Raw genomic sequence first — 24,684 nt, 5'->3', positions numbered from 1 at the left:
TCAGCTTTCACATGGCCGCAAAACGCGGCTTGCACTTTTGCCGGGGGGCAAGGGAGATAATCCATGAATTTCAAGCAAGTGCTCTTGACCAGTACCGCTATGCTCATGCTCGGCACCCCTGTGGCGCCGCTTTTCGCGCAGGGCGGCGCTTTGACCATGGCGGTCGCCCAAGCGGCGCCCCCTGCCCTTGCGGGCGCCATTCAATCCTATCGCGACGCTCAGGCGGCCGTGTCCGCTGCCCAGCAGGGCGGAGGCGACGTCGCTGCCGCCGAAGCCGCCCTGGCCTCGGCTGAAGGCGAGCTTGCGGCCCTGTGCTCGGCAATCGGTCAGGCCGATATCGAATCGTGCATCGCCATGTTCGAAAGCGGCGCGCTCGAGGCCCCGGCTGAAGAGCCTGCGCCAGCTGAAGAACCCGCTCCCGCTGAAGAGCCCGCTCCGGTCGAAGAGCCCGCTCCGGCTCCCGCAGAAGAAGCAGCTCCTGCTCCGCAAGAGCCTGCCCCCGTAGAGGAAGCAGCGCCGGTAGAGGAACCCGCCCCCGCAGAAGAGCCCGCTCCGGCGCCTGTCGAAGAACCCGCTCCAGCGCCTGTGGAAGAACCGGCACCCGTGGAGGAGCCGGCGCCTGCCGAGGAACCCGCACCGGCTGAAGAGCCTGCACCTGCCCCCGAGGCAGAAGCCGCACCTGCGCCCGAGCCCGCTCAGGAGCCAGCCGCTGAAGCCGAGCCTGCTCCTGAAGCCCAGCCCGCCCCGGTCGAGGAACCTGCTCCCGAGGCTGAGCCCGTTCCCCTTCCTGCGCCCGTCGAAGAGCCAACCCCGGCGCCGGAGACTGAACCGGAAGCCGAGACGGCCGCTCCTGCCGAACAGCCTGCTCCGGCCGATGCCGCTCCTGCCGCCACCGCGCCGGCGTCGCTGACCGAGGCGGTTGCCGCCTATGAAACCGCAGTCGCCGATTTCCAAGCCACGCTCGCGGCCGGTGGCGATGCTTCGGCCGCCGCCCAGGCGGTCACCGATGCGGAGGCCGAAATGCGCGGCATCTGCGAGGCGCTGGGTCAACCCGATCTCCAGAATTGCCTTTCCGGCTTTGGCCTGCAGGTCGAGCTCATCGACGTTCAAGCCGCTTTGGACGCCGGAGGGGTAGCCGAACCGACACCGGAGTTGCCGACCGAGGAGGCTCCGGTCCAGGAAGCTCCTGCCGAAGAAGCACCTGCCGAGGAGGGGGCGATTGAAGAAGCTCCGGCCGAGGAAGTTCCGGCGGAAGAACTGGCCGACGACATCGTCCTTGAAGGCGACGTCCAGGGCGAGATCGTGCCTGAAGGCACCAATGTCGAAAATGTTGCTCCCCTGCTCGACAGCCAAAAGGACGAAGCTGCCGGCGTTCTTGATGAATCCGCCGAGGCAGCGCCGGCTGAAGGTGAGGCCCCGGCAGAGGATGAAGCCCCGGTCGAAGGTGAAGCGCAAGCCGAGGTAGAAGCCGAAACCCCTGCCGAACCGGAGGCGCCTGCCGAGCAGCCTGCGGCTCCCGTTGAAATCAACGTCGAGGAAATTCCCTCGATCGAGGAAGAGGAAGCCCAGAACCGCCAGGAGATCTCCATCGAGGAGATCGAACAGGCCGCAGAAGCGGCCGCTGCCGCACCGCTCAACGAAGCTCCCGCGCCCCAGCAGGCCACCCAGCAAGGCGGTGTGCTCGTCGGCCCTGTCCGGGAAGGTCCGTCCAATGCCGAAATCATCGCCACCATCGGGCTGGCGACGGTTTTCGCCATCGGCGCCAACCAGTTCATCGAGACCCCGGATACCCCGCGTATCGTCTATCCCGATGACCGCGAATACTACTACGAGGAACTGACCGACGGCCGCACCCGCGAGGTGATCCTGCGCGCCGACGGCAGCCGCATCGTGACCGTCCGCGACCGTTACGGCGACATCATCCGTCGTTCGCGCATCGAGCCGGATGGGCGGGAAATCCTCTTGGTCTATGTTGATCCCAGCTATCGCCGCTATGACGAGCAAGGCCGCTGGATCGATCCGGGCCGTCAGTTGCCGCCACTCCAGCTCACCATTCCGCCGCGTGAATATGTGCTCGATGCGTCTTTTGCCGATCAGCAGCAGGTCGCCCAGTTCCTCGACCAGCCGCCGGTGGAGACCATCCAGCGCTACTACACGATCGACGAGGTCAAGCGCTCGGCCCGCCTGCGTGACATGGTCCGGCGTCTCGAAATCGGCGATCTGACCTTCGAAACCGGCAGCGCGACGATTTCCCAGAGCGAGATCGACACGCTTTCGGCGGTGGCCAACGCGATGCTGACCCTGATCCAGCAGAACCCGGCGGAAACCTTCCTCATCGAAGGCCACACAGATGCCGTCGGCTCCGACCTTTCCAATCTGGCGCTGTCGGATCGCCGGGCCGAAGCGGTCGCCTATGCCCTGACCCGGGTGTACGGTATCCCCGCCGAAAACCTCGCGACCCAGGGCTATGGCGAGCGGTATCTGAAGGTGAACACGCAGGATGCCGAACGCGTCAATCGCCGCGTCACCATCCGCCGCATCACCCCGCTCATCACGCCGATGACCGGCAACGCCGGCTGATCGTCCGTTCGCGAAAAGGAAAAGGGGCCGGAGCATCTGCTCCGGCCCCTCGCCGTTTCAAATCATAGAACCTCAGTTCCCGCCGTTCTCGGCCAGCCACGCTTCGAGCTGGGCGATTTCGGCTTCCTGCGCTTCAATGATCTCCTGCGCTAGGGCCGCGATCTCGGGATCGTCGCCATGTTCGAGAACGATATTGGCCATGTCGATCGCCGCCTGATGATGCGGGATCATCCCGACGGCGAAATCGATATCCGCATCGCCGGTGTAATCCATCTCACCCATGGCCGCGTGCATCCTGTCCATCGCCTCGACATAGGCGGAAACAGAAGGCTCGGCATTGTCGCCGCCCATATCGTGCCCGGCATGGGCATCCTGGGCGAACGCGGCAGGTGCGAGAGTAACCGATCCGAGCACCAGCCCGGCGGTGATAAGCAGCTTGTGCATTTCATGTCCTTTCGAGTGCAAAGCAGGTTGGCAATTCAGGCACGCTGAGCGTGCGGTGGCTAAACCTGCTGCGGCGGACGCTCATGCAGATCGGCAAGCCTGGTCAAAAGCAAACCGACGGCCGCCGGCCGCGGCAACGCGATCGCACAACGCAGCGGTTCGACCGGTTCGGAGGCCGGCAATGCAAAGCAACACAACGCCATGTGGCAATCGAACCCGTCATGCGCGCCCGCCTCGACGTGTTGGTGACCCGCATGCGCCGCAACATCATGCGCCTCGGCTCCAGCCGCCTCCGCCGCCATTGCACCAACGGCAAGGCTGCTCGAAACGAGCAGAAGAACGGTCAAGACTATCCGAACGAGTACCATCACGGGGCTTTATTTCACGGGCTGTCGCAATATGGTCCTGAGCCTGCTCGGATCCACCTTGCGCGGGTCCGAAAGATAGATCTCATGGTGCTTGCCCACTCTTATGAGCCCGTTTTGCGGCAGAAATTCATCGTGAAGCTTCTTGAGCACCGGGCCTTCATCGTCATAAGGGCCGATATGGAGCACCTGCGCGGCTCTCCCCTCCTCCAATGTTTCCACCCTGAGCCGATCCAGCGCCGGCGGCGCCTTCTTTTTTCGCACGGCCTCGATGGTCTTGTCGATCATGGCCGGCCCGATCCACTCGGGCACCATGATCATCATCGTCCAGTCCCACTTGTCCTTTTCGCGGGTGAGAAAACTCGCCATGTCCGATGACCACCACAGCCCTTCGAGGGGCGGGACCACATAATCTTTCTCGAGCTGCTTTTTCGAAGCGAATTTGAGCGCGTAGGCGACGGCATAAAGCGTCTCCACCGCCTCGCGGTATTGAGGCACTGTATTGGGGTCGCCATGCCCGTCGACCATCAGCAACCGCATCGCAGGCACGTCCACGAGGTGGATGCCCATGCGTGCGGTGGGGCCGTAAAGGTGCTTGAGCTGCTTTTTGAAGTCGATCTTATCCATGCCTGCGCCCGTTCCGCCCCCGCATGGAACGATATTCAAGCCCTTAAAATTTGGAAAGAATTCTTGCGCGCTTTGCCCGACATCCCCATGTGTATCCCCGACCCAATGCGGAGAAACCAATGTTTGACATCGACAAGATCATGACCGCTCTCAAGACCGATTCCAACATGCAGCGCACGGCCGGGGCCGGCGCAGCCGGCTTGGCTGCAGGCATGCTGCTGGGCGGCGGCGGCATGAAGAAGATCGCCAAATACGGAGCGCTCGCCGCCATCGGCGGCCTGGCTTACAACGCCTGGCAGAAAAGCCGTCAGAACAGCACCGCTCCCGATGTCGAAACGCCCCCCGAAGGTCCCTTCATGCCCGCCCGCGATGACGAGGCCGGCCAGGAAGCTCTGGGCAAGGCGCTGGTTCGCGCCATGATCGCCGCCGCCAAGGCCGATGGCCGCATCGATGCCGATGAGAAAGAACGCATCTTCCAGCGCCTCGAGGACATGAATCTTTCCGCCCAGGAAAAAGCATTCGTTTTCGACGAGCTTTCCACCCCGCTCGATATCGAAGCGGTGGTCCGTGGCGCCGATACGCCCGAACACGCAGCCGAGATCTACGCGGCCTCCCTTGTCGCCATCGAAGCCGATACCGCCACCGAGCGCGCGTACCTCCAGACCCTCGCCAACCGGCTGAGCCTCCCCGATGCCCTGGTCGAGGAAATCCATAAGGCGGCCCGTTAAGGTTTCGGGAACAAATCGGCCGTCCCGCACTTATCAGGGACGGCTCATAATGGAGGCTCGCGGATGACCTATCTCGACCCTGATCAGTCGCGGCACGGCCCCTCGGCCCGGCAGATCGTGCTGCGCATTTTGGCTGCCCTGGCCGTTTTGGCATTCGGATGGTTCGCCTTCACCCTCGGCAATGACGACGGCACCGGACGCGCCGACATCGTTCAGGAGCCCGTGGCCCGGACTCTTTAGAGCGTGTCCAGCAAAAGTGGAAACGGTTTTACGGTTCGGACACGCGACAAAACAAGAACTTAGAGCATTGAAGCGCTTCGGAGAAAAGCGGAAATGCTCTAAGAACATTACTTTTTGCCGCTGCGCTTGATCGACGCGATCTTGAGCGGCGGCACGCCCGATTTTTCCGAAATTGCACGGTCCTGATCCATGATCGCGATCAGCGCCGGCTCATCTCCGTCCAGTCCGCCCAGCAGGCTGGCGTCGACCTTGCGGTTCGATCGCTGGCTGCCGTCTTCATAAACGACGTCGAAAAGCACGAACTCGGTACGGACTGTTGGTTTCTTGGCCATTTGGTATCTCCAGACGAAAAACGGGCCTGCCGCTGCTGGCGACAGGCCGGGAAATGTGGTTGGCGGTTATGATGTCAGGCGAACAGCGCCTTGCCCTGCTCGCTGATGATCTGGCGGCCTTTGCTCAGCGTCGTCGCAACACAGGCCTCTTTGTCGGTGAATTTGTCGGCGCGCACGAATTTGTGCGTCTTGAGCTCGCCATCGATCTCTTTTTCGATAACACCAGCGATCTGATACTCGCCCCCGCTGCGCATCAGCGTCGCCTTGATGACATAGCCTTCGAACTCTTCCTGCCCGTCGACCGAAGGCGCGGCCCCCGCCTTGTCCGATCCCCCGCCGAATAGTTTCTTTAGAAACGACATATCCGTCTCTCCCATAAGCGTGGGGCGGCTCAAGGCCGCCCCTAATCGACTGATCCTAGTTGTCCAGGAAGCTCCGCAGCTTGCGGCTCCTGCTCGGATGCTTGAGCTTGCGCAGCGCCTTGGCTTCGATCTGGCGGATACGCTCGCGCGTCACCGAAAACTGCTGGCCGACTTCCTCCAGCGTATGATCGGTGTTCATGCCGATACCGAACCGCATGCGCAGCACGCGTTCCTCGCGCGGGGTGAGCGACGCCAGAACCCGCGTGGTCGTTTCGCGCAGGTTTGACTGGATCGCCGCGTCGATCGGCTGGATCGCGTTGGTATCGGGGATGAAATCCCCAAGGTTGCTGTCTTCCTCGTCGCCGATCGGCGTTTCGAGGGAGATCGGCTCCTTGGCGATCTTCAAGACCTTGCGCACCTTGTCGAGCGGCATCTGGAGCTTTTCGCTAAGCTCTTCCGGCGTCGGCTCGCGCCCGATCTCATGCAGCATCTGGCGCGAAGTGCGAACGATCTTGTTGATCGTTTCGATCATGTGCACCGGAATACGGATGGTGCGCGCCTGGTCGGCGATCGAGCGGGTGATCGCCTGCCGGATCCACCAGGTGGCATAGGTCGAGAACTTGTAGCCGCGCCGGTATTCGAACTTGTCGACAGCCTTCATCAGCCCGATATTGCCTTCCTGGATCAGGTCCAGGAACTGCAGGCCGCGATTGGTGTACTTCTTGGCGATCGAGATCACCAGACGCAGATTGGCCTCGACCATTTCCTTCTTGGCGATGGCCGCCTCGCGCTCGCCCTTCTGCACCTTGGAAACGATGCGGCGATATTCGGCGATGTCGAGGCCGGTTTCGGTGGCCAGCGTCTGGATTTCACCGCGCAACTCGTCGATCGTCGCCCGCTCGCGCGCCACGAAATCCGCCCAGCCCTTTTCGGACCGCTGACCGACCTTGTCGGCCCAGTCCGGATCAAGTTCCGAGCCGTAATAGGCGTTGAGGAAATCGTCGCGCTTGATCTTGTAGCTCTCGGCAAGCCGCAGCAGGCGCCCTTCATTGCGCACCAGCCGCTTGTTGATGTCATAGAGCTGCTCGACAAGGCTCTCGATGCGCGAGGCATTGAGCGAAAGCGATTTCACATCCGCGATGACCTGGCTGCGCCAGGTTTCGAGTTCCTTGAGCGCCGCGGTATCGAGCGACTTGGCGGCAAGCTGGTCCTCGACGTGCTGGTCCTGCACCTTGCGCATCTTGCCATAGGTCTCGGCGATGCGATCGAAGGTTTCCACCACCTGCGGCTTGAGTTCGGCTTCCATGGCCGAGAGCGAGAGATTGTTCTCGTACTCGTCGTCCTCGTCCTCTTCCTCGGGCTGACCGCCCTCGGCGCCACCTTCATCCTCGTCGGAAGAAGCGGCCTTGGCCGGACGTTCGGAACGTGCAGCGGGCGCGGCCTCTTCCTCGTCATCGTCGCTCTCGCCGCCGGCCGGCTCGGCCATCTTGGCGTCGGGCCCGGCATAGGTCGCTTCGAGATCGATGATGTCGCGCAAAAGGATCTCGCCTTCGGCGAGCTGGTCGCGCCAGATAATGATGGCCTGGAAGGTCAGCGGGCTTTCGCACAGCCCGGCGATCATGGTTTCCCGGCCGGCCTCGATCCGCTTGGCGATGGCGATTTCGCCTTCGCGCGACAGCAGTTCCACCGATCCCATCTCGCGCAGATACATGCGCACGGGATCGTCGGTGCGATCGGAGCCCGACTTGGTGTTGGAGGTGCTCGCGACAGCCGTCGAGCCGGTCGTGGCCAGCTCGCCGCTCTCTTCGTCGCCGCTGTCAGCTTCGGCTTCCTCGACCTCGTCTTCATCGACGACGTTGATGCCCATGTCCGAGAACATGGCCATGATGTCTTCGATTTGCTCGGAGGTCACTTCCTCGGACGGCAGGACGGCGTTGATCTCTTCATAGGTCACATAGCCGCGCTTCTTGGCGGTCTTGATGAGCTTCTTGACCGCGGCGTCGGAAAGGTCGAGAAGCGGTCCGTCGGGGCCTTCGGTCTGCGATTCCGGCTTGTTGTCGGTTTCGGTCTTGGTCTGGTTGGCTGCCTTGGTGGCCATATAGTTCGCTCTCCTGAGCCGCACCCTGGTCTGCGGCACTGGTGTCATCGCCTGATGATCGCACTGTAGCCGGGATTGAAAGACGATTCAGGGTTAACACTTCGCTTCCGTGGAGCGAAAAGACCCCGACGCTGGTTCGAATCCGTCTGGTGATGGACCGCTCCATACACGCAAAAATGCGCGGACACGAATCATCTTTTTTCAAAGACTACGTGTCGCACGCCCGGATAACGAACCAAATCCCTCGATCAATGCCTCAGTACCATCGACACTGGAAATCTGATTCTGGATGTCACGCAGCCGCTCGAATGCGTTTTCGCTCAGGTCTTCGCCTAGCGCCAATTCGGCTGCTTTGAGCTCCCTATTTAGTTGCACCGATTTGTAATGCAAGGCCAGCGCGTGCTTTAATCCGGTCTCGGCGTCGATTTGTGCGCTGTCCGCATCCGCCTGCCACACGCCCTGGCGTGCCAGAAGGTTCCGCATCTTGTCCAGAACCGGTCCATGCCCCCGCGCGATGAGGGCTTCCGCCAGCGCATTCGGCCCCAGATCGGGATGCACGGTCACAAGATCTAGAAGGCTCGCCAGCACCTGCCGTGCCGGAAGCGAGCGGAACTCGATCTCGGCCAGCGCCTCGAGCCGGGCTTGGGCCAATTCCGGGTGATTGACCAGGCTCATGATGATCACCGCCTCGCGCGGGATCACATCAGGCGCCGCCCCGCCCTTCAGGAGCCGGGAATTGCGCAGAGTATCGGAGACCAGCATCTTGGGATTGCCCCGCTGTCCGTATCCGCGCTGCTGATATCCACCACCACGCCCCCGGCCCTGAAACTGGCCGCGGGTGGAAATGAACAGAGACGAAATCTTCTCGTCGAACGCCTGGCTGTAATGCCGCCGCACCGACACGTCGGCGATACGTGCGGCTCTTTCGCGCAGGCGGGCTTCAAGCGCCGCGCGCTGCTCCGGAGCCTCGGGAATTCCCCCCGCCGTCTCGATCGCCCAAACCGCATCGGCCAGCGAGCGCCCGCCGGCGATCAGATCGGCAAAGGCCTGCCGCCCCTGCTGTTTGATGAGATCGTCCGGATCGAGCCCGCCCGGCAACGTCACGATCCTGATCGATTTGCCCGGTTTGAGCATCGGCAGCGCGATATCGATCGAACGCTCCGCCGCCCGCATGCCCGCGCTGTCCCCGTCAAAGCACAGCACAGGGATATCGGTCATCCGCCAAAGCAGGTTGAGATGATCTTCGGTAAGCGCCGTCCCAAGCGGGGCCACTGCCCCCTCGAACCCGGCCGCGACCGCCGCGATGACGTCAAGATACCCTTCGACCACGATCAGCGGCTTGCCGTCGTACCCCGCCTGCCGCGCCGCCTGGCCGTTGTAAAGCGTTTGCCGCTTGTGGAAGAGCTCGGTTTCCGGCGAGTTGAGATATTTCGCCGCCACATCGGCAGAGAGCGCCCGCCCACCAAAGGCGATCACCCGTCCCCGGAAATCGGTGATCGGGAACATCAGCCGGTTGCGAAACCGGTCGTACGGTACGGGAATGTCTTCCCCATGCACCACCAGACCGGTTTCGGCCATTTCCCTGGCCGTGACGCCGTTGGCGGCGAGAAATTCCTTGAGTCCGTTGCGGCTGTCGGGCGCGAACCCGATCCTGAAGCGCTGCTGCATCGCCCCCGAAACGCCGCGCTCGAGCAGATAGCCCCGCGCCCGCGCGCCGACATTATGCGCCAGCGCCTCGACGAAATAGGTCGTTGCCAGCTCCATGACGTCATAGAGCGAGCGCCGCGCCTCGGCCCTGCGCTCGGCGTTCTCGTCCCGCGCCGGCATCGGCACCCCGGCCCGTCCGGCCAAAAGCTCCACCGCCTCGGGAAAGCTCATCCCGGTCTTTTCGGTCAGAAACCGGAAATGATCCCCGCTCGCCCCGCATCCGAAGCAATGGTACCGGCCCCGCCGATCATCGGCATGAAAGCTCGGGCTCTTTTCGCCATGGAACGGGCAGCACGCCCACATATCGCCCTTGCCCGGCTGCGATTTGCGCTTATCCCAAAGCACGTGCTCACCCACCACCTGCGTGATGGGCAGCCGGTTTCGGATCTCATCCAGAAAGGCATCGGAAAAGCGCATTTAGGATAAGTAAGGACTGACTTACTTCCTGTCACGCGAAACGGGTGACTTATGCACCGTCTCGCTGCCGACGCGCTCGGAAAGCCACACCTTGATCAGCGATTGATAAGGCACGTCCTGCTTGTTCGCGACGACCTTGATGCTTTCAAGCAGAGAGACCGGCAAGCGCAGCGAAATCGACGTCGAAGATGGCTTGAGATTAGGCAAGCGGACCTTTTCGGCCTTGCTCCAATCCAGATATTCGGCGGAATCATTCTCCTGCCAAAACGCGCGCTCTTCAGCTTCACTGGCAAACTCGGGAATGGGTTTAAGAGCTTTGGGCATAAACGTTCCGCTCCTTGCGGCTCATGTCGCGGGCAGAAATGACGCGGATCAGCGTACCGTTTTCACGCAATGTGAAAGTTACATGCAGCAACCGGCCGCCATCGGCATATCCGAGTGCGTGAAACCGCATCTCCGCAACGCTGTGCTTTGGATCGGCAAGCACGATCAGCGGCTCGTTAAAAAACACCTGCTCGGCTTCTGACGAAGTCACTTGGTGTTTGTCACGGCTCTTGGTCGCGTTTCCGCGATCCCAGTCAAAACCGCTGACCCGCCCCCAATCAATCATGGGTGTATATTATCGTCATATACGCATTGACGTCAATGGCCCGCCTGCCAAAGCCGCCATGCCAGTCCGAACAACCCGAACGAGAAGATGATCATCAACACGCCGCCGACCATCACCAGCGCCGCAGCAGCCGCCAGCGGCCAGAAGATCAGCAGCAGGCCGAACAGCACATAGAGAATGCCGCTCAACAGCACCGGCCAGATCTTGGCGTAAAGCTCGCGTTCGCGAAGGATGACCACGATTTCCATGACGCCCACGAAAATCGCCTGGAAGGCGACGAGGTAGACCAGGAATGTCGCGGTGATCAGCGTTCCAAGCAGCGGCGAAAGGAGGATGAGCACGCCCACCAGGATCGATAGGGCGTTACGCACCACGTCGAACCAGAAATTCCCGGTCTTGCCGCCGCCAAAGGTGATGGTCCAAAGACCCAACACCCCGTCGACCACGAACAGGGCGGCCGCGACGGTCGTCAGCACCAGCAAAGCCGGTCCGGGAAAAAACAGCGCATAAGAACCGGCCAGCAGCATGAGCACGCCGCGCAGGCCGGTCAGGATGGATGGAAAGCGAGAAGAGTTCTTTTCGGCTGGCATCGTCAGGTTCCCACAAGCCAAGGGCAGGAACGACTATAGGCCGCTCGGTCTCGCGCGCATAGCCTATGCGCTCAGTTGCGCCTTCACCTGTTTGGAGGCCTGGCCGAAATCGATCTGGCCGGGATATTTGGCCTTGAGGACGCCCACGACCTTGCCCATGTCCCGCAGCCCCTCGGCGCCCGTCTCGGCGATCGCGCTTTTGATCGCCGCGTCGATTTCGGCTTCCGTCAGCGGACGGGGGAGAAATTCCTTGATGATCTCGATTTCCTCGCGCTCCTGCGCCTCGAGTTCGGGCCGCCCGTTCTGGCCGTATAGCGCCGCCGATTCCTCGCGCTGCTTGACCATCTTTTGCAGGATGGCAAGGATATCCTCGTCGGTGATGCCGTCCCTGCCCTCGCCCCGCGCCGCGATTTCGCGGTCCTTGATGGCGGCGTTGATCAGCCGCAGCGTCGTCGTCCGACGTCCGTCGCGGGCCTTCATGGCATCCTTCATGGCAGCACTGATCTGGTCGCGCATGATCGGCGTCCTTCATGTTCATTGGTTGCGAGCGCTCTATACTCCAATCGCTCGGCCAAAGCCAATTGCGTGACGAGCACAATGTCACGCTCAACCTAAGCTCTTGATTTTCAATATCTTCAAAAGCAAAGGACTCGGTTGACCGCGCCTGCCCCTTCAAATAGGTTCGCTCAAATTCAATATAGGGCGGACAGAACCACCAAACGGCGACTTTGGCCGGGGGTTCCGTGTGCCTGAACTTGCGCGCAGCGAGCGCGCCTCACCTGAAGGAGAAGCCCAATGTCCGGCTGGCAGGAAACCGCCCCTACCGCAGTCCTCATCCTCCGCGACGGGACGCGCCTTGAGGGTCGCGGCATCGGTGCCACGGGCATGGCGGCCGGCGAGGTCTGCTTCAATACGGCGATGACCGGATACCAGGAAATCCTGACCGATCCCTCCTATGCCGGCCAGATCATCACCTTCACCTTCCCCCATATCGGCAATGTCGGCGCCAATGACGAGGACATCGAGACGGTCAATATGGCCGCGGCGTCCGGCGTGCGCGGCATGGTGATCAAGGCCGATATCACCAGCCCATCCAATTACCGCGCCGCCAATGAACTCGACGCCTGGCTCAAAAAGCGCGGCATCATCGGCATTGCCGGCCTCGATACCCGCGCCCTCACCGCTCTCATCCGCGACAAGGGCATGGCCGATGCCGTGATCGCCCACGCGCCTAACGGACAGTTCGACGAAACCGAGCTTCAGGCCACGCTCGACGCCTTCCCCGGTCTCGAAGGCCTCGACCTCGCCAAGGAAGTCTCCACCACCCAGACCTATCGCTGGGACGAGACCCGCTGGCGCTGGGGTGAGGGCTATGGCCGCCTCGAAGATTCCCAGTTCCACATCGTCGCCATCGACTACGGCGCCAAGCGCAACATCCTGCGTTGCATCGCCGACCAGGGCGCCCGCGTCACCGTGGTTCCCGCCACCGCGACGGTGGAGGACATCATGGCCCATAACCCCGACGGCGTGTTCCTCTCCAACGGCCCCGGCGATCCCGCCGCGACCGGTGAATACGCAGTGCCCACCATCCGGAAGGTCATCGAAACCGGCAAGCCGGTCTTCGGCATCTGCCTTGGTCACCAGCTCCTCGGCCTCGCCCTGGGCGGCAAGACCCGGAAGATGCACCAGGGCCATCACGGCGCCAACCATCCGGTGAAAGACCTCACCACCGGCAAGGTCGAGATCACCTCGATGAACCATGGTTTCGCCGTCGACCGCGACAGCCTGCCCTCCGGCGTGCGTGAAACCCATGTCTCACTTTTCGACGGCTCCAACGCCGGCCTGCAGGTGGATGGCAAGCCTGTGTTCTCGGTGCAGTACCACCCGGAAGCCTCCCCCGGCCCGCACGACTCGCACTATCTTTTCACGCGCTTCCTTAATCTCGTGCGTGAGCAGAAAGGCGAGCCGGCCGTCGCAGAATAGCGGCTGTGGGGGCGCCGCTGCGGGGCTTGTCCCCGGAATCCAGCAACAGCGCCAGCCAAGAGCACCCCCAAGCTGCCTAAAGGTGCCGGACCTCCGCCGGTACGTTCCACCAATTGTCGTTAAGACCGTCGAAATAGGTGACGGGCGCGGCAATCAGGTCTTCCGGCGTCGCGTCGTCGAGACACGCGACGTTGATCTGCACCTCGGCGCCATTGTTCCATTCCGCCGCCGCCACCCGAGCGAACGGGGTCAATCCGCAGCCTGGGCAAAACAGGCCGGTGCCACCGCGATTGGGCACCAAGGTGTCTTCCCCTTCAAGCGCCCGGAACGCTTCGGGCTTGATGGTGGCACTCCACCAGCGCCGCTTGCGGCAGCTCGTGCAATTGCACTTCCCCGTTCCCTGGCTGAGATCGATATGGGCCTCGAACCGAACAGAGCCGCACTGGGAGCTTCCATGATAGGTGCGGAGTGTCATTTGGGTTTCTCCCTTTCAAAGCAATGACCTGACGCTACCGCGCAGTCGTGACAAACGCTGTCAGCAGCCCGCCACGAAAAGAAATTTGACCAAAAGATAAAAAGGCGCGACGCTTCCTCGCGCTCGTCATCGGACCGTCAGAAAACTGCGGCAAGGGGGGCGGGCGTTCCGCGGCGGTTGTCGCGGGCCATCAAGTTCAGTCCGTGGAGGGACCTCATGAATTCTCTTACGATTTCGCGCCGCGCGTTTCTCGCCGGCACGGCCTCGGTCGGCGCGGCCGCCGTTGTGATGCACCCGTTCGCGGTGCTGGCCCAGTCCAACCAGGCCCATCTGCGCATCATGGAAACGACCGACATCCACGTCGCGATCATGCCCTATGACTACTACACCGACGCCCCCAACGACACGATGGGCCTGGCCCGCACCGCTTCGATCATCGAGAGCATCCGCGCCGAAGCCGGCAACGCCATCCTTCTCGACAATGGCGACACCATCCAGGGCAATCCGCTCGGCGACTATGTCGCCTATGAGCGCGGCATCGACGGATCGGACCTGCACCCCACCATCGCCGCCATGAACGAGCTCGGTTATGACGCGGGCACGATCGGCAACCACGAATTCAACTATGGGCTGGAATTCCTCGACCAGGCCATGGCCGGCGCCAACTTCCCGGTGGTTCTCGCCAATGTGGTCAACGGCACAGAGCTGGGTGACGATCCGCTCCAAGACGACACCCTCTTCGATCCTTATGTGATCATCGAAAAGGAGTTGGTCGACGGCGCCGGCGAAAGCCATACCATCCGCATCGGCCTGATCGGTTTCACCCCGCCCCAGATCATGAGCTGGGACGCCGCCCATCTCGAGGGCAAGGTGGCCGTGCGCGATATCGTTGAGACCGCCCGCGCCTATGTGCCGAAGATGCGCGAGGAAGGCGCCGACATCGTCATCGCCCTCTCCCACTCCGGCATCAGCGGCGACGGCTACACGCCGGGCATGGAAAACGCCTCGCTCTATCTCGGTGAGGTCGAAGGCATCGATGCCATTCTCACCGGCCACCACCACCTCGTCTTCCCCGGCCCCGACTATGCCGATGTGGAAGGCGTCGATATCGAGAACGGTACGCTGATGGGCGTTCCCGCCGTCATGCCGGGCTTCTGGGGCAGCCATATGGGCCTGATCGACCTGCTGCTCGAACGCGGCGAAGACGGTTCCTGGACCGTTGTGTCCCACACCTCCGAAGCGCGTCCCATCTATGAGCGCGTCGATGGCGCCGTGACCCCCACCGTCGAATCCGACGAGGAAGTCGTGGCCTCGGTCGAAGCCGCCCACCAGGAAACCCTCGACTATATCCGCCGCCCGGTCGGTGAAACCGCCGCCCCGCTTCATTCCTACTTCGCGCTGGTCGCCGACGACCCCTCGGTGCAGATCGTCAACATCGCCCAGACCTGGTATATGGAACAGATGATGGTCGGCACCGAATGGGAAGGCCTGCCGATCCTCTCGGCTGCCGCGCCCTTCAAGGCCGGCGGCCGTGGCGGCCCAGACTACTACACCGACGTCCCCGTCGGCCCGGTCGCCATCAAGAACGTCGCCGATCTCTACCTCTACCCCAACACTATCCAGGCGGTGAAGATCACTGGCGCCGACGTCAAGAACTGGCTCGAACGCGCCGCCGGCATGTTCAACCAGGTCGAGGCCGGCGCCACCGACGCGCAGCTCATCAACCCGGATTTCCCGTCCTACAATTTCGACGTGATCGACGGGGTGACCTACAAGATCGACATCACCCAGCCGTCCAAATACGCAGCCGACGGTTCGGGCGAAACGAACCCCGATGCCAACCGCATCGTCGATTTGATGTACAATGGCGAGCCCATCGACCCGGCTCAGGAATTCATCGTCGCCACCAACAACTACCGCGCCGGCGGCGGCGGCTCGTTCCCGGGCATCGATTCGAGCAAGATCGTCTTCATCGGTCCCGATACCAACCGCGACGTGATCGTGCGCTACATCGTCGAGCAGGGCACCATCGACCCGGCCGCCGACAGCAATTGGTCGCTTGCCGAAATCGGTGACACCACCGTCCTGTTCGAAACCGGCCCTGCCGCCGAACAGCACCTGGCCGACGTGACCGCCATCACCATCGAGCCCACCGGCGATACCAGCGAAGCCGGTTTCGGCGTCTACCGCATCTCGCTGTAAAAGCGGCTTGAAGTAAAATCTCGATTCCGGGCCAAGAACTTGGCTCACGTTCCGGAATCCAAAAGAAGAGAGCTTCAGGTTCATCCGCAACCTGAAGCTCTCTGTCTAAATCGCCCCGGAGAACGTGTCGCACTGCCCCGGATCGCCGCCGGAATAGCCGCGTTCGAACCATTCCTGGCGCTGCGCCGAAGTGCCGTGCGTAAAAGTCTTGGGAACCACCACCCCCTGCGTGCGGCTCTGGATCGCGTCATCCCCGATCTGTTCGGCAGCGTTGATCGCCTCCTCGATATCGCCGCTCTCGAGCAGGTTTTCTTCCCCGACATAGTTCGCCCACACGCCCGCATAGCAATCGGCCTGCAATTCGATCCGCACCGAATAGGCGTTGGCCTCCTCCTGGCTCATCGACTGGATGGCCCGCGAGTATTCCGGCAGCACCCCGGTCAAATTCTGCACGTGATGGCCGATCTCGTGAGCGATCACATAGGCCTGTGCGAAATCGCCGGGCGCCCCGAACTGGCTGCGCAGCGTCTCGTAGAACGCCAGGTCGATGTAAACGCTCTGGTCGGCCGGGCAGTAGAACGGGCCAGTGCGCGCATCGGCCATCCCGCAGCCCGATTGGCTCATGTCGGTGAACAGCACCACTGTCGCGGGCACATAGGTCATGCCGTTTTCGACGAACACCTCTGTCCAGAGGTCCTCGGTGTCTTGCACGACAACCCCCACGAAATCGGCAAGGTCGTCCTCGCCCGCTTCCGGCAAGGGGCGTGAAACAGAACCGTTTCCGCTCGTCCCGGTGCCCAGCGATCCGTCGAGCAGCGACAGCGGATTGATCCCCAGTGCCATGCCGATGATGAGGATGATGACGATCGCTCCGATCCCCAGCCCGCCCCCGGCTCTCCCGCCGGTCGGTATGCGGAATCCCGAGCCGCCCAGCCCCGAAGAGCGGCCGAACATGCCTCCGCTCGCCCCGCGCCGGTCCTCGATATTGCTCGACCGTTTGCGTCCCCGCCACTTCATCGTCTCAGCCCTCGCGCCAAAGTTCCAGTAACGCCTTGCCACCGACGGGATCTGTTTCCGGCAGCGGCACGCGCGCGATGTTCGCGGTCGCCCGCTCCAAATCGCCGTCCTTGCCCTTGAGAATGTCCCAATCCTGCCCCGGTGGATAGGCTCCCACCACCGCAAAATCGTCGCTTGAACTTTCGAGCTTGTGCGCCACGCCGGCCGGAATGATCACGACGTCGCCGGGCCGCACATCCACGTGCCGCGCCCCGGGCCCGCCCAGCGCAAGCCGGGCCGAACCGGAAACGACGCCCAGCACTTCATGGGCTGTCGAATGGTAATGGTGGTAATCGAAGATCGTATCCACCCATTGCGGCGGCCAAGCGTTGCGCGCGAACATGGCCTGCACCGCATTGGTGGTTGCCGAACCCTCGACGACGCCGCGATAGACGATCACGGGCAGTTCGCTGTTTGGGAACTGCCCGTTTCGCTCCAACAAGATGCTTTCGACGTCGTCGTGCATTATTGCGACACGTCCACGTCGACCTCGGGCACATCCACGGCCGGCACGTCCACCGATACGGACCCGCCCTCGCCGCCCGTGTTGGCGTTGACGAACCAGATGATGCCCACGATAACGATCAGGGCGACGATGATCGCCGCGATGATACCGCCGCCGCCCCCACCGCCGCCATTGTCGGTCACGACAACCGTTTCGCGATCCCGTTCAATCATCTTCGTCTCCTTTGCTTGACCGTTATGGGCGGAAAAACGGGCGGCCGGAACGAAAGGTTCCTCTTTAGCGATTGACGCCAGCCATGATGGGCGGTCCAATCGGGCCGGAGAGGCGCCATGCAGCAAGCGGATCCTTTTGCCATCGTTAATCAGCCGGCCGCGCGAACGACCCTGCCTCTATGGAAGGGCGATCCGGCCCTGCGCGCGGCGCTGCCCCAACAGACCCAGGAGCCATCCCGCGCCTTCGCCGAACGTCTCGGGCAGCCCGATCTAGTCGTCGATGGACACCGCCTCGCCACCGGACAGCCGCCTGTTCTCGAGCGGTTCGACACCGGCGGCCGGCGCATCGACACGGTCCTGTTCGCTGATGCCTATCACCGTCTCTTGCGGACCGGTCTTAAAGCGGGATACGCCGCCCTGCCCTGGTCCGGCGCACCTGCCGGACACACTGCCCATGCCGCCATGGTCTATCTCACGAGCCAGGTCGAACCGGGCGTCTGCTGCCCCATGACCATGACCTATGCGGCCATCCCCATCCTGCGCCGGCACGATGGCCTCGCCGGCGATCTCGCCCACCTCGCCGCCACCGCCGATTACGACCCCAACGACGCTCCTGTCGCCCAAAAGCACGCCGCCACAATCGGCATGGCGATGACCGAAAAGCAGGGCGGATCGGACGTGCGCGCCAACCGCACGCTCGCCGAGCCCGCCGATGGTGCTTATCGCCTCACCGGCCACAAATGGTTCTGCTCGGCCCCAATGTCCGACGCGTTCCTCACCCTCGCGCAACTCCCCCAGGGGTTGACCTGCTTCCTGGTCCCCCGCCGCCTCCCCGATGGCAGCCTCAACGCCATCCACCTGATGCGTTTGAAGAACAAGCTCGGCAACCGCTCCAATGCCTCGGCCGAGATCGAATATCACGGCGCCCATGCCGAACTGCTGGGCGACCCCGGCCAAGGCATCCGCACCATTCTCGAAATGGTTCACCACACCCGCCTCGATACCGCGATCGCCCCCGCCGGCCTGATGCGCCGCGCTCTTGTCGAAGCCCTCTACTGGACCCGCCATCGCTCCGTCTTCGGCAAGCCGCTGATCGACCAGCCGCTCATGGCAAACCTGCTTGCCGACCTCACGCTCGAATGGCTGGGCGCCCTTACCCTCGCCTTCCGCGTCGCCCACGCCTTTGACGCCGCCGATCAAGGCTTCGCCCGCCTCGCGGTCGCTCTCACCAAATACTGGAACAACAAGCGCTGCCCACTCGTCACCGTCGAAGCCATGGAAGCACTGGGCGGCATGGGCTACATCGAAGATACCCCGATGCCGTGGCTCTACCGCGAGGCCCCGCTCAACGCCATTTGGGAAGGCTCGGGCAACATCATAGCCCTCGACGTGCTGCGCACCATTTCACGCTCTCCCGAAGCCCTCGACGCCCTCATGACCGAGCTGTCCGCCGCCCGCGGCACCCACTCGGCCTTCGATGTCGCGTTCGCCGCTCTCGATTCCACCCTCTCCGCCCCCGTTGATGAATCCCAGGCCCGCCACCTCACTGAGCGCATGGCCCTGCTGCTGCAGACGAGCCTCCTTCTGCGCAGCGCCCCCGCCGCCGGCGAACTCTTTGCCACAACCCGGCTTGGTGGGGATTGGGGTCATACGCTGGGCACCCTGCCCAGCGGCACTGACGCCGGCGCGATCATCGCGCTCGCTCAGGAGGACTGACGCCCACAGGCTCAGACCTGCAGGAACTCCCCCTCGTCCGGATTAACGCCGGTGCGCCCCCCAGCGTCATCCATCCGGCCGATCCGATCCATATCGTCTTCGTCCAGCGCGAAATCGAAAACCGCGAAGTTCTCAGCGATCCGCTCGGGGTTCGCGGATTTCGGAATAACGATGAACCCGTTCTCGATGTGCCAACGGATCACAACCTGTCCTGCCGTCTTTCCGTGCTTTTCTGCAATGGCGGCAATCGTGGAATTGTCGAGAACTCTGCCCTTACCCAACGGGCTCCAGCTTTCGGTTCTGATTCCATGCTTGTCGTTGAAAGCCCGCAGCGCCTTTTGCTGGAACACCGGCGAAAGCTCGATCTGGTTGACCACCGGAACGACGCCCGTTTCCGCGATCAGTTTTTCGAGGTGCGGCTGATGGAAGTTCGACACCCCGATCGATGAGATACGCCCCTGCTCCTTGAGCGAAATGAACGCCTTGAACGTATCGACGAAATTGCCCGTCTGCGGCATCGGCCAGTGGATGAGATAGAGGTCGAGCGTATCGAGGCCCAAATTGGCCATCGTCTCATCGAAGGTTCTGAGCGTCTCGTCATACCCATGCCGCCCATTGGGCAGCTTGCTGGTGACGAAAAGCTCGCTCCGCTCAACACCCGACGCCTTGAGCGCGTCCCCCAACGCCGATTCGTTGCGGTACGCATAGGCCGTATCGAAATGCCGATACCCTGCCGCGAGCGCCGCATCGATCACCGCCGGCATGCTCGTGCTGCTGAGTTGCCAGGTTCCCAGCCCCACCTGCGGAATCCGGTTGCCATCTGAAAGCTCGATGAAAGTCTGCTGCGACATGAGGCGCTCCTTGAAGAATCGCTTGGCAATGCTGATAGCCTAACGGCGGCTGGGACAAAGCCGCGACAAAAGAATTCGCCCGTGACGCTGGAAATCCCCCCGAGCTTGCTCTAAGGAGACCGCCTAGCCACCGTCTAGCCCGTCCGAAGCGCGTCAGTTTCCGCTGCCGCGCGCTTGCCGCACGAGAAGCCCTATGCCCAAACGCACAGACATCAAATCCATCCTCATCATCGGGGCTGGACCGATCATCATCGGCCAGGCCTGCGAGTTCGACTATTCGGGGACCCAAGCCTGTAAGGCGCTGCGCGAAGAGGGCTATCGCATCATCCTGGTGAACTCCAACCCGGCGACGATCATGACCGATCCCGACGTCGCCGACGCCACCTATATGGAGCCCATCACCCCCGAAGTGGTCGCCAAGATCATCGAAAAGGAGCGCCCGGACGCGCTACTGCCCACCATGGGCGGCCAGACCGCGCTCAACTGCGCGCTCTCGCTCAACAAGATGGGCGTCCTTGAAAAGTTCGGCGTCGAAATGATCGGCGCCAACGCCGAGGCCATCGACAAGGCCGAGGACCGCGAGCTGTTCCGCGATGCCATGACCAAGATCGGGCTCGCCACCCCGAAATCGCGCCTCGCTCACAACACCATCGAGGCCCTGCAGGCTCTTGAGGATATCGGCCTGCCCGCCATCATCCGCCCCTCCTTCACCCTGGGCGGCACCGGCGGCGGCATCGCCTACAACCGCGAGGAATACCTCGCCATCTGCGAATCCGGTATCGACGCCTCGCCCACCAACGAGGTGCTGATCGAGGAATCCGTCCTCGGCTGGAAAGAATACGAGATGGAGGTCGTCCGCGACCGCAACGACAACTGCATCATCGTCTGCTCGATCGAAAACATCGATCCCATGGGCGTCCACACCGGCGATTCGATTACCGTCGCCCCGGCCCTGACGCTCACCGACAAGGAATACCAGATCATGCGCGACGCCTCGGTGGCCGTCCTGCGCGAGATCGGGGTCGAAACCGGCGGCTCCAACGTCCAGTTCGCCATCAACCCTGCCGATGGCCGCATGATCGTCATCGAAATGAACCCGCGCGTCAGCCGCTCCTCGGCGCTGGCCTCTAAGGCCACCGGCTTCCCCATCGCCAAGGTCGCCGCGCGCCTCGCCGTCGGGTACACCCTCGACGAGCTCGAAAACGACATCACTGGCGGCGCCACACCGGCCTCGTTCGAGCCCACCATCGACTATGTCGTCACCAAGATCCCCCGCTTCGCCTTCGAGAAATTCCCCGGCGCCGATAACCGCCTCACCACCTCGATGAAGTCGGTCGGCGAGGCCATGGCCATCGGTCGCACCTTCCCCGAATCGCTGCAAAAGGCCCTGCGCTCGCTCGAAACCGGGCTCACTGGATTGAACGAGATCGGCATTCCCGGACTGGGCGAAGGTGACGACAAGAACGCCGTCAAAGCTGCCCTCGGCACCCCCACCCCCGATCGCCTTCTCTGGGTCGCCGAAGCCATGCGGCTCGGCTACGACCACCAGATGATCCACGAGGCCTGCCGCATCGATCCCTGGTTCCTCGAACAGCTCCAGTCGATCGTCGACACTGAAGCCAAGGTTCGCGAATACGGCCTGCCGGAAACCGCAGGCCAGATGCGTGCTTTGAAGGCCATGGGTTTCTCCGACGCCCGTCTTGCCGAGCTTTCCGGCAAGACCGCCAAGGACGTGCTAAACCACCGCCACAAGCTGGGCGTCCGCCCGGTTTACAAGCGCATCGACACCAGCGCCGCCGAGTTCGCCTCGCCCACGGCCTATATGTACTCGACCTACGAAGCCCCCTTCGCCGGTGCCGTCGCCGACGAAGCGCGCCCCTCGGATCGCAAGAAGGTCGTGATCCTGGGCGGCGGCCCCAACCGCATCGGCCAGGGCATCGAGTTCGACTATTGCTGCTGCCACGCCGCTTTCGCGTTGGCCGATGCCGGCTATGAGACCATCATGGTCAACTGCAACCCCGAGACCGTCTCGACCGACTACGACACCTCCGACCGCCTCTATTTCGAGCCGCTCACCGAGGAAGACGTCATCGAGATCCTGACCACCGAAAAGCAGAACGGCACGCTCCATGGCGTCATCGTCCAGTTCGGCGGTCAGACGCCTCTGAAGCTCGCCGCGGCCGTCGAACGCGCGGGCGTGCCGATCCTGGGCACCCAGCCCGACAAGATCGACCTGGCCGAAGACCGCGACCAGTTTATGAAGCTTTTGAACAAGCTCGACCTGACCCAGCCCAAGAACGGCATCGCCTATTCGCTGGAACAGTCGCGCATCGTCGCCGAGGGCCTGGGCTTCCCGCTGGTCATCCGCCCATCCAACGTGCTGGGCGGCCGCGCGATGATGATCTGCCATTCGGCCGATGATTTCGAACGCTACGTCCAGTCGACCCTGACCGAACTCGTCCCGCCCGACATCCGGCACAAATACCCCAACGACAAGACCGGCCAGATCAATTCCGTCCTCGCCAACAACCCGCTGCTGTTCGATTCCTATCTCCAGGGTGCCACCGAAATCGACGTCGATTGCCTCTCGGACGGCACCGACGTATTCGTCGCCGGCATCATGGAGCACATTGAGGAAGCGGGCATCCACTCGGGCGACAGCGCCTGCTCGCTCCCGCCCCACTCGCTTTCCGCCGACATCATCGAAGAGCTCAAGCGCCAGGCCACCGGCCTCGCCAAGGCCCTGAACGTCGGCGGCCTGATGAACGTGCAGTTCGCCTTGAAGGACAACACCCTCTACGTCCTCGAAGTGAACCCGCGTGCCTCGCGCACGGTCCCCTTCGTCGCCAAGGTCATCGGCTACCCGATCGCCAAGATCGCTGCCCGCATCATGGCCGGCGAAAAGCTCGGAGCGTTCGACCTCCAGGAACGCGAGATCAAGCACATCGGCATCAAGGAAGCCGTCTTCCCCTTCGCCCGCTTCCCCGGCGTCGATACCGTGCTGGGCCCGGAGATGAAGTCGACCGGCGAAGTGATCGGGCTGGACACCGACTACGCCCTCGCCTTCGCCAAATCCCAGCTCGGCGGCGGCACCAAGGTCCCGCGCGAGGGCACCGTGTTCGTCTCGGTCCGCGATGGCGACAAGGCCGCGATCGTGGAGTCGATCCGCTATCTCGCCGCTGCCGGCTTCAAGATCATCGCCACCGGCGGCACCCAGCGGTTCCTCGCCGATCAGGGCATCGAATGCACCAAGATCAACAAAGTGCTCGAAGGCCGCCCGCATATTGTCGATGCCATCAAGAATGGCGACGTCCAGCTCGTCATCAACACCACCGACGGCGCCAAGGCCGTCTCCGACAGCCGCGACATCCGCCGCGCCGCGCTGATGAGCAAGGTGCCCTACTACACCACCATCCCCGGCGCGATCGCGGCAGCCGAAGGCATCCTCGCCTATCGCGGCGGCAATCTCACGGTCAAAGCGCTGCAGGAGTATTTCGCGGCCTGAGCCGAAAAACTTGAAACAAATGGCCTTTGTGGCTATTTTAACGGAGTGGAGACCGGGCTTTCACCCGGCCTCCGTAGACTAGATTATGATTAGGACCCGGATCCGAACTCGCCAGCTCGTCCGGGTCTTTTTCATGTCTAGCGTGATGGTCAGTGGGAAAAACCACATAATCATCACCTCCGTTAGACGGCGAGGCTGTCGCCACAGCCGGGAGAGCCGATCTCTCCCGGTTACGCCCGCTGGCCAGGCGCTGCTGCTTCCGCCATCCGAGAATCATAAAATTCTATGCAGCCCCGCTTGGCAACCGGCATTGACTTCCCTCACCGCCACCGGCACAAACGCGCCACCATGAAATCGGCAGACCGAACCACCTCCATCGCGCTCCGCTCGGCCTGAACGCCGTCAGCCAGAGAGCGCATTCGCCGGGCGGGGCGCCGCCACGTTTTGCGTTGCCCGCCCGTTTGGCAGTTCCGATTTCAGGTTCATCATGACCAATTTTTTCGAAAGCCCCTTCAAGGGCAAGCTGCTCTCCGAGCAGGTCACCCACCCCAACATGTCGGTGGGCCGCTACTCCTACTATTCCGGCTACTATCACGGCCACGGTTTCGACGATTGCGCTCGCTTCCTTCTGCCCGATCCAGATGCCGACAAGCTGATTATCGGCAGCTTCTGCTCGATCGGCTCGGGCGCAGCCTTCATCATGGCGGGCAATCAGGGCCACCGGAACGAATGGGTCTCGACTTTCCCGTTCTACTTCATGCCCGAAGTCCAAGCCTTCTCCGGCGCTGCCAACGGGTATCTCCCCGCCGGCGACACGGTGATCGGCTCCGACGTTTGGATAGGGTCTGAAGCCATCGTCATGCCCGGCATCACCGTCGGCCATGGCGCCGTGATCGGCACCCGTGCGCTCGTCACCCGCGATGTCGAACCCTACACCATCGTCGGCGGCAACCCTGCCAAGCCCATCCGCAAGCGGTTCAGCGACGATCACATCGCCCTGCTGCTCGAAATGGCCTGGTGGGATTGGTCCGACGCGCTGCGGGCAGAGGCGATGCCGCTGATGACCACCGGCGACATCGACGCGCTCCATGCCTTCTGGCAAAGCCACCGCTGACGCA

At 62.7% G+C, this 24,684-nt stretch carries 24 protein-coding genes; 8 read left to right on the top strand and 16 right to left on the bottom strand.

Annotated features, from left to right (window positions below; genetic code table 11):
- Window positions 1-63: 63 nt before the first annotated feature.
- Complete coding sequence (locus tag NO934_RS13325; protein ID WP_309160453.1) at window positions 64-2,580, top strand: OmpA family protein; 2,517 nt, start codon at window positions 64-66, stop codon at window positions 2,578-2,580.
- A 72-nt stretch (window positions 2,581-2,652) separates the two neighbouring features.
- Here the strand turns inward: NO934_RS13325 and NO934_RS13320 are convergent, their stop codons facing one another.
- From NO934_RS13320 to NO934_RS13310, 3 genes are read right to left on the bottom strand one after another with little or no spacing between them, the layout of a single operon-like run.
- The gene (locus tag NO934_RS13320) at window positions 2,653-3,024 is read right to left on the bottom strand and encodes a DUF305 domain-containing protein (protein WP_309160452.1); all 372 of its coding nucleotides are present in this window, start codon (window positions 3,022-3,024) and stop codon (window positions 2,653-2,655) included.
- 59 nt (window positions 3,025-3,083) lie between these two features.
- Window positions 3,084-3,371, bottom strand: a complete 288-nt coding sequence (locus tag NO934_RS13315) for a hypothetical protein (RefSeq protein ID WP_309160451.1) — start codon at window positions 3,369-3,371, stop codon at window positions 3,084-3,086.
- A 30-nt stretch (window positions 3,372-3,401) separates the two neighbouring features.
- Complete coding sequence (locus NO934_RS13310) at window positions 3,402-4,016, bottom strand: GyrI-like domain-containing protein (protein ID WP_309160450.1); 615 nt, start codon at window positions 4,014-4,016, stop codon at window positions 3,402-3,404.
- Between the two features lie 119 nt (window positions 4,017-4,135).
- On the opposite strand from NO934_RS13310, the gene NO934_RS13305 reads away from it, so the two are divergent.
- Window positions 4,136-4,744 (top strand): tellurite resistance TerB family protein, encoded by a 609-nt coding sequence (locus NO934_RS13305; protein WP_309160449.1) that lies wholly within the window; start codon window positions 4,136-4,138, stop codon window positions 4,742-4,744.
- A 63-nt stretch (window positions 4,745-4,807) separates the two neighbouring features.
- Window positions 4,808-4,984, top strand: a complete 177-nt coding sequence (locus NO934_RS13300) for a hypothetical protein (protein WP_309160448.1) — start codon at window positions 4,808-4,810, stop codon at window positions 4,982-4,984.
- A 107-nt stretch (window positions 4,985-5,091) separates the two neighbouring features.
- On the opposite strand, the gene NO934_RS13295 is transcribed toward NO934_RS13300, so the two are convergent.
- The 8 genes from NO934_RS13295 to NO934_RS13260 form a co-directional block, all read right to left on the bottom strand.
- Entirely contained in the window at window positions 5,092-5,316 is a 225-nt protein-coding gene (locus NO934_RS13295; RefSeq protein WP_309160447.1) for a hypothetical protein, read from the bottom strand.
- 74 nt (window positions 5,317-5,390) lie between these two features.
- Window positions 5,391-5,678: an HlyU family transcriptional regulator gene (locus tag NO934_RS13290; protein WP_309160446.1), complete on the bottom strand. Its 288-nt coding sequence runs from the start codon at window positions 5,676-5,678 to the stop codon at window positions 5,391-5,393.
- Window positions 5,679-5,733: 55 nt separating this feature from the next.
- Window positions 5,734-7,776, bottom strand: coding sequence for an RNA polymerase sigma factor RpoD (gene rpoD, locus NO934_RS13285; RefSeq protein ID WP_309160445.1), 2,043 nt, complete (start codon window positions 7,774-7,776; stop codon window positions 5,734-5,736).
- Between the two features lie 201 nt (window positions 7,777-7,977).
- On the bottom strand, window positions 7,978-9,900 hold the full coding sequence (gene dnaG, locus NO934_RS13280; protein ID WP_309160444.1) for a DNA primase: 1,923 nt from the start codon (window positions 9,898-9,900) through the stop codon (window positions 7,978-7,980).
- A 21-nt stretch (window positions 9,901-9,921) separates the two neighbouring features.
- Entirely contained in the window at window positions 9,922-10,224 is a 303-nt protein-coding gene (gene brnA / locus NO934_RS13275) for a type II toxin-antitoxin system BrnA family antitoxin (RefSeq protein WP_309160443.1), read from the bottom strand.
- A complete protein-coding gene (locus tag NO934_RS13270) occupies window positions 10,208-10,510 on the bottom strand; it encodes a BrnT family toxin (RefSeq protein WP_309160442.1) in 303 nt (100 codons plus the stop codon). Before NO934_RS13270 ends, brnA begins: the two co-directional genes overlap by 17 nt.
- A 32-nt stretch (window positions 10,511-10,542) precedes the next feature.
- Entirely contained in the window at window positions 10,543-11,100 is a 558-nt protein-coding gene (locus NO934_RS13265; RefSeq protein ID WP_309160441.1) for a DUF308 domain-containing protein, read from the bottom strand.
- Between the two features lie 63 nt (window positions 11,101-11,163).
- A complete protein-coding gene (locus NO934_RS13260; RefSeq protein WP_309163731.1) occupies window positions 11,164-11,619 on the bottom strand; it encodes a GatB/YqeY domain-containing protein in 456 nt (151 codons plus the stop codon).
- A 276-nt stretch (window positions 11,620-11,895) separates the two neighbouring features.
- Here NO934_RS13260 and carA point away from each other — a divergent pair, with 276 nt between their 5' ends.
- A complete protein-coding gene (carA, locus tag NO934_RS13255) occupies window positions 11,896-13,083 on the top strand; it encodes a glutamine-hydrolyzing carbamoyl-phosphate synthase small subunit (RefSeq protein WP_309160440.1) in 1,188 nt (395 codons plus the stop codon).
- 76 nt (window positions 13,084-13,159) lie between these two features.
- On the opposite strand, the gene NO934_RS13250 is transcribed toward carA, so the two are convergent.
- Window positions 13,160-13,558 carry a GFA family protein gene (locus NO934_RS13250; protein ID WP_309160439.1) on the bottom strand — a complete coding sequence of 133 codons (399 nt, stop codon included), beginning with the start codon at window positions 13,556-13,558 and terminating at the stop codon, window positions 13,160-13,162.
- A 216-nt stretch (window positions 13,559-13,774) separates the two neighbouring features.
- Between NO934_RS13250 and NO934_RS13245 the strand changes: the two genes are divergently transcribed.
- Complete coding sequence (locus NO934_RS13245) at window positions 13,775-15,760, top strand: bifunctional 2',3'-cyclic-nucleotide 2'-phosphodiesterase/3'-nucleotidase (RefSeq protein ID WP_309160438.1); 1,986 nt, start codon at window positions 13,775-13,777, stop codon at window positions 15,758-15,760.
- Between the two features lie 105 nt (window positions 15,761-15,865).
- Here NO934_RS13245 and NO934_RS13240 read toward each other — a convergent pair whose 3' ends face one another.
- The 3 genes from NO934_RS13240 to NO934_RS13230 are packed head-to-tail and all read right to left on the bottom strand — an operon-like array spanning window position 15,866 to window position 17,494.
- Window positions 15,866-16,777, bottom strand: coding sequence for a neutral zinc metallopeptidase (locus NO934_RS13240; protein WP_309160437.1), 912 nt, complete (start codon window positions 16,775-16,777; stop codon window positions 15,866-15,868).
- 4 nt (window positions 16,778-16,781) lie between these two features.
- On the bottom strand, window positions 16,782-17,282 hold the full coding sequence (locus NO934_RS13235) for a cupin domain-containing protein (RefSeq protein WP_309160436.1): 501 nt from the start codon (window positions 17,280-17,282) through the stop codon (window positions 16,782-16,784).
- Complete coding sequence (locus NO934_RS13230; RefSeq protein WP_309160435.1) at window positions 17,282-17,494, bottom strand: hypothetical protein; 213 nt, start codon at window positions 17,492-17,494, stop codon at window positions 17,282-17,284. Before NO934_RS13230 ends, NO934_RS13235 begins: the two co-directional genes overlap by 1 nt.
- A 117-nt stretch (window positions 17,495-17,611) precedes the next feature.
- Between NO934_RS13230 and NO934_RS13225 the strand changes: the two genes are divergently transcribed.
- Window positions 17,612-19,210 (top strand): acyl-CoA dehydrogenase family protein, encoded by a 1,599-nt coding sequence (locus NO934_RS13225; RefSeq protein WP_309160434.1) that lies wholly within the window; start codon window positions 17,612-17,614, stop codon window positions 19,208-19,210.
- Between the two features lie 11 nt (window positions 19,211-19,221).
- Here the strand turns inward: NO934_RS13225 and NO934_RS13220 are convergent, their stop codons facing one another.
- The gene (locus NO934_RS13220) at window positions 19,222-20,061 is read right to left on the bottom strand and encodes an aldo/keto reductase (protein ID WP_309160433.1); all 840 of its coding nucleotides are present in this window, start codon (window positions 20,059-20,061) and stop codon (window positions 19,222-19,224) included.
- 193 nt (window positions 20,062-20,254) lie between these two features.
- On the opposite strand from NO934_RS13220, the gene carB reads away from it, so the two are divergent.
- Window positions 20,255-23,566 carry a carbamoyl-phosphate synthase large subunit gene (gene carB, locus NO934_RS13215; protein WP_309160432.1) on the top strand — a complete coding sequence of 1,104 codons (3,312 nt, stop codon included), beginning with the start codon at window positions 20,255-20,257 and terminating at the stop codon, window positions 23,564-23,566.
- Window positions 23,567-24,053: 487 nt separating this feature from the next.
- A complete protein-coding gene (catB, locus tag NO934_RS13210) occupies window positions 24,054-24,680 on the top strand; it encodes a type B chloramphenicol O-acetyltransferase (protein WP_309160431.1) in 627 nt (208 codons plus the stop codon).
- The last annotated feature ends 4 nt before the right edge of the window (window positions 24,681-24,684 follow it).

Source organism: Pelagibacterium sp. H642, from assembly GCF_031202855.1.
Classification (GTDB): Bacteria; Pseudomonadota; Alphaproteobacteria; order Rhizobiales; family Devosiaceae; genus Pelagibacterium.
Note: the sequence above shows the minus strand (reverse complement) of the source record. Positions and strands in the feature narration are given on the sequence as shown.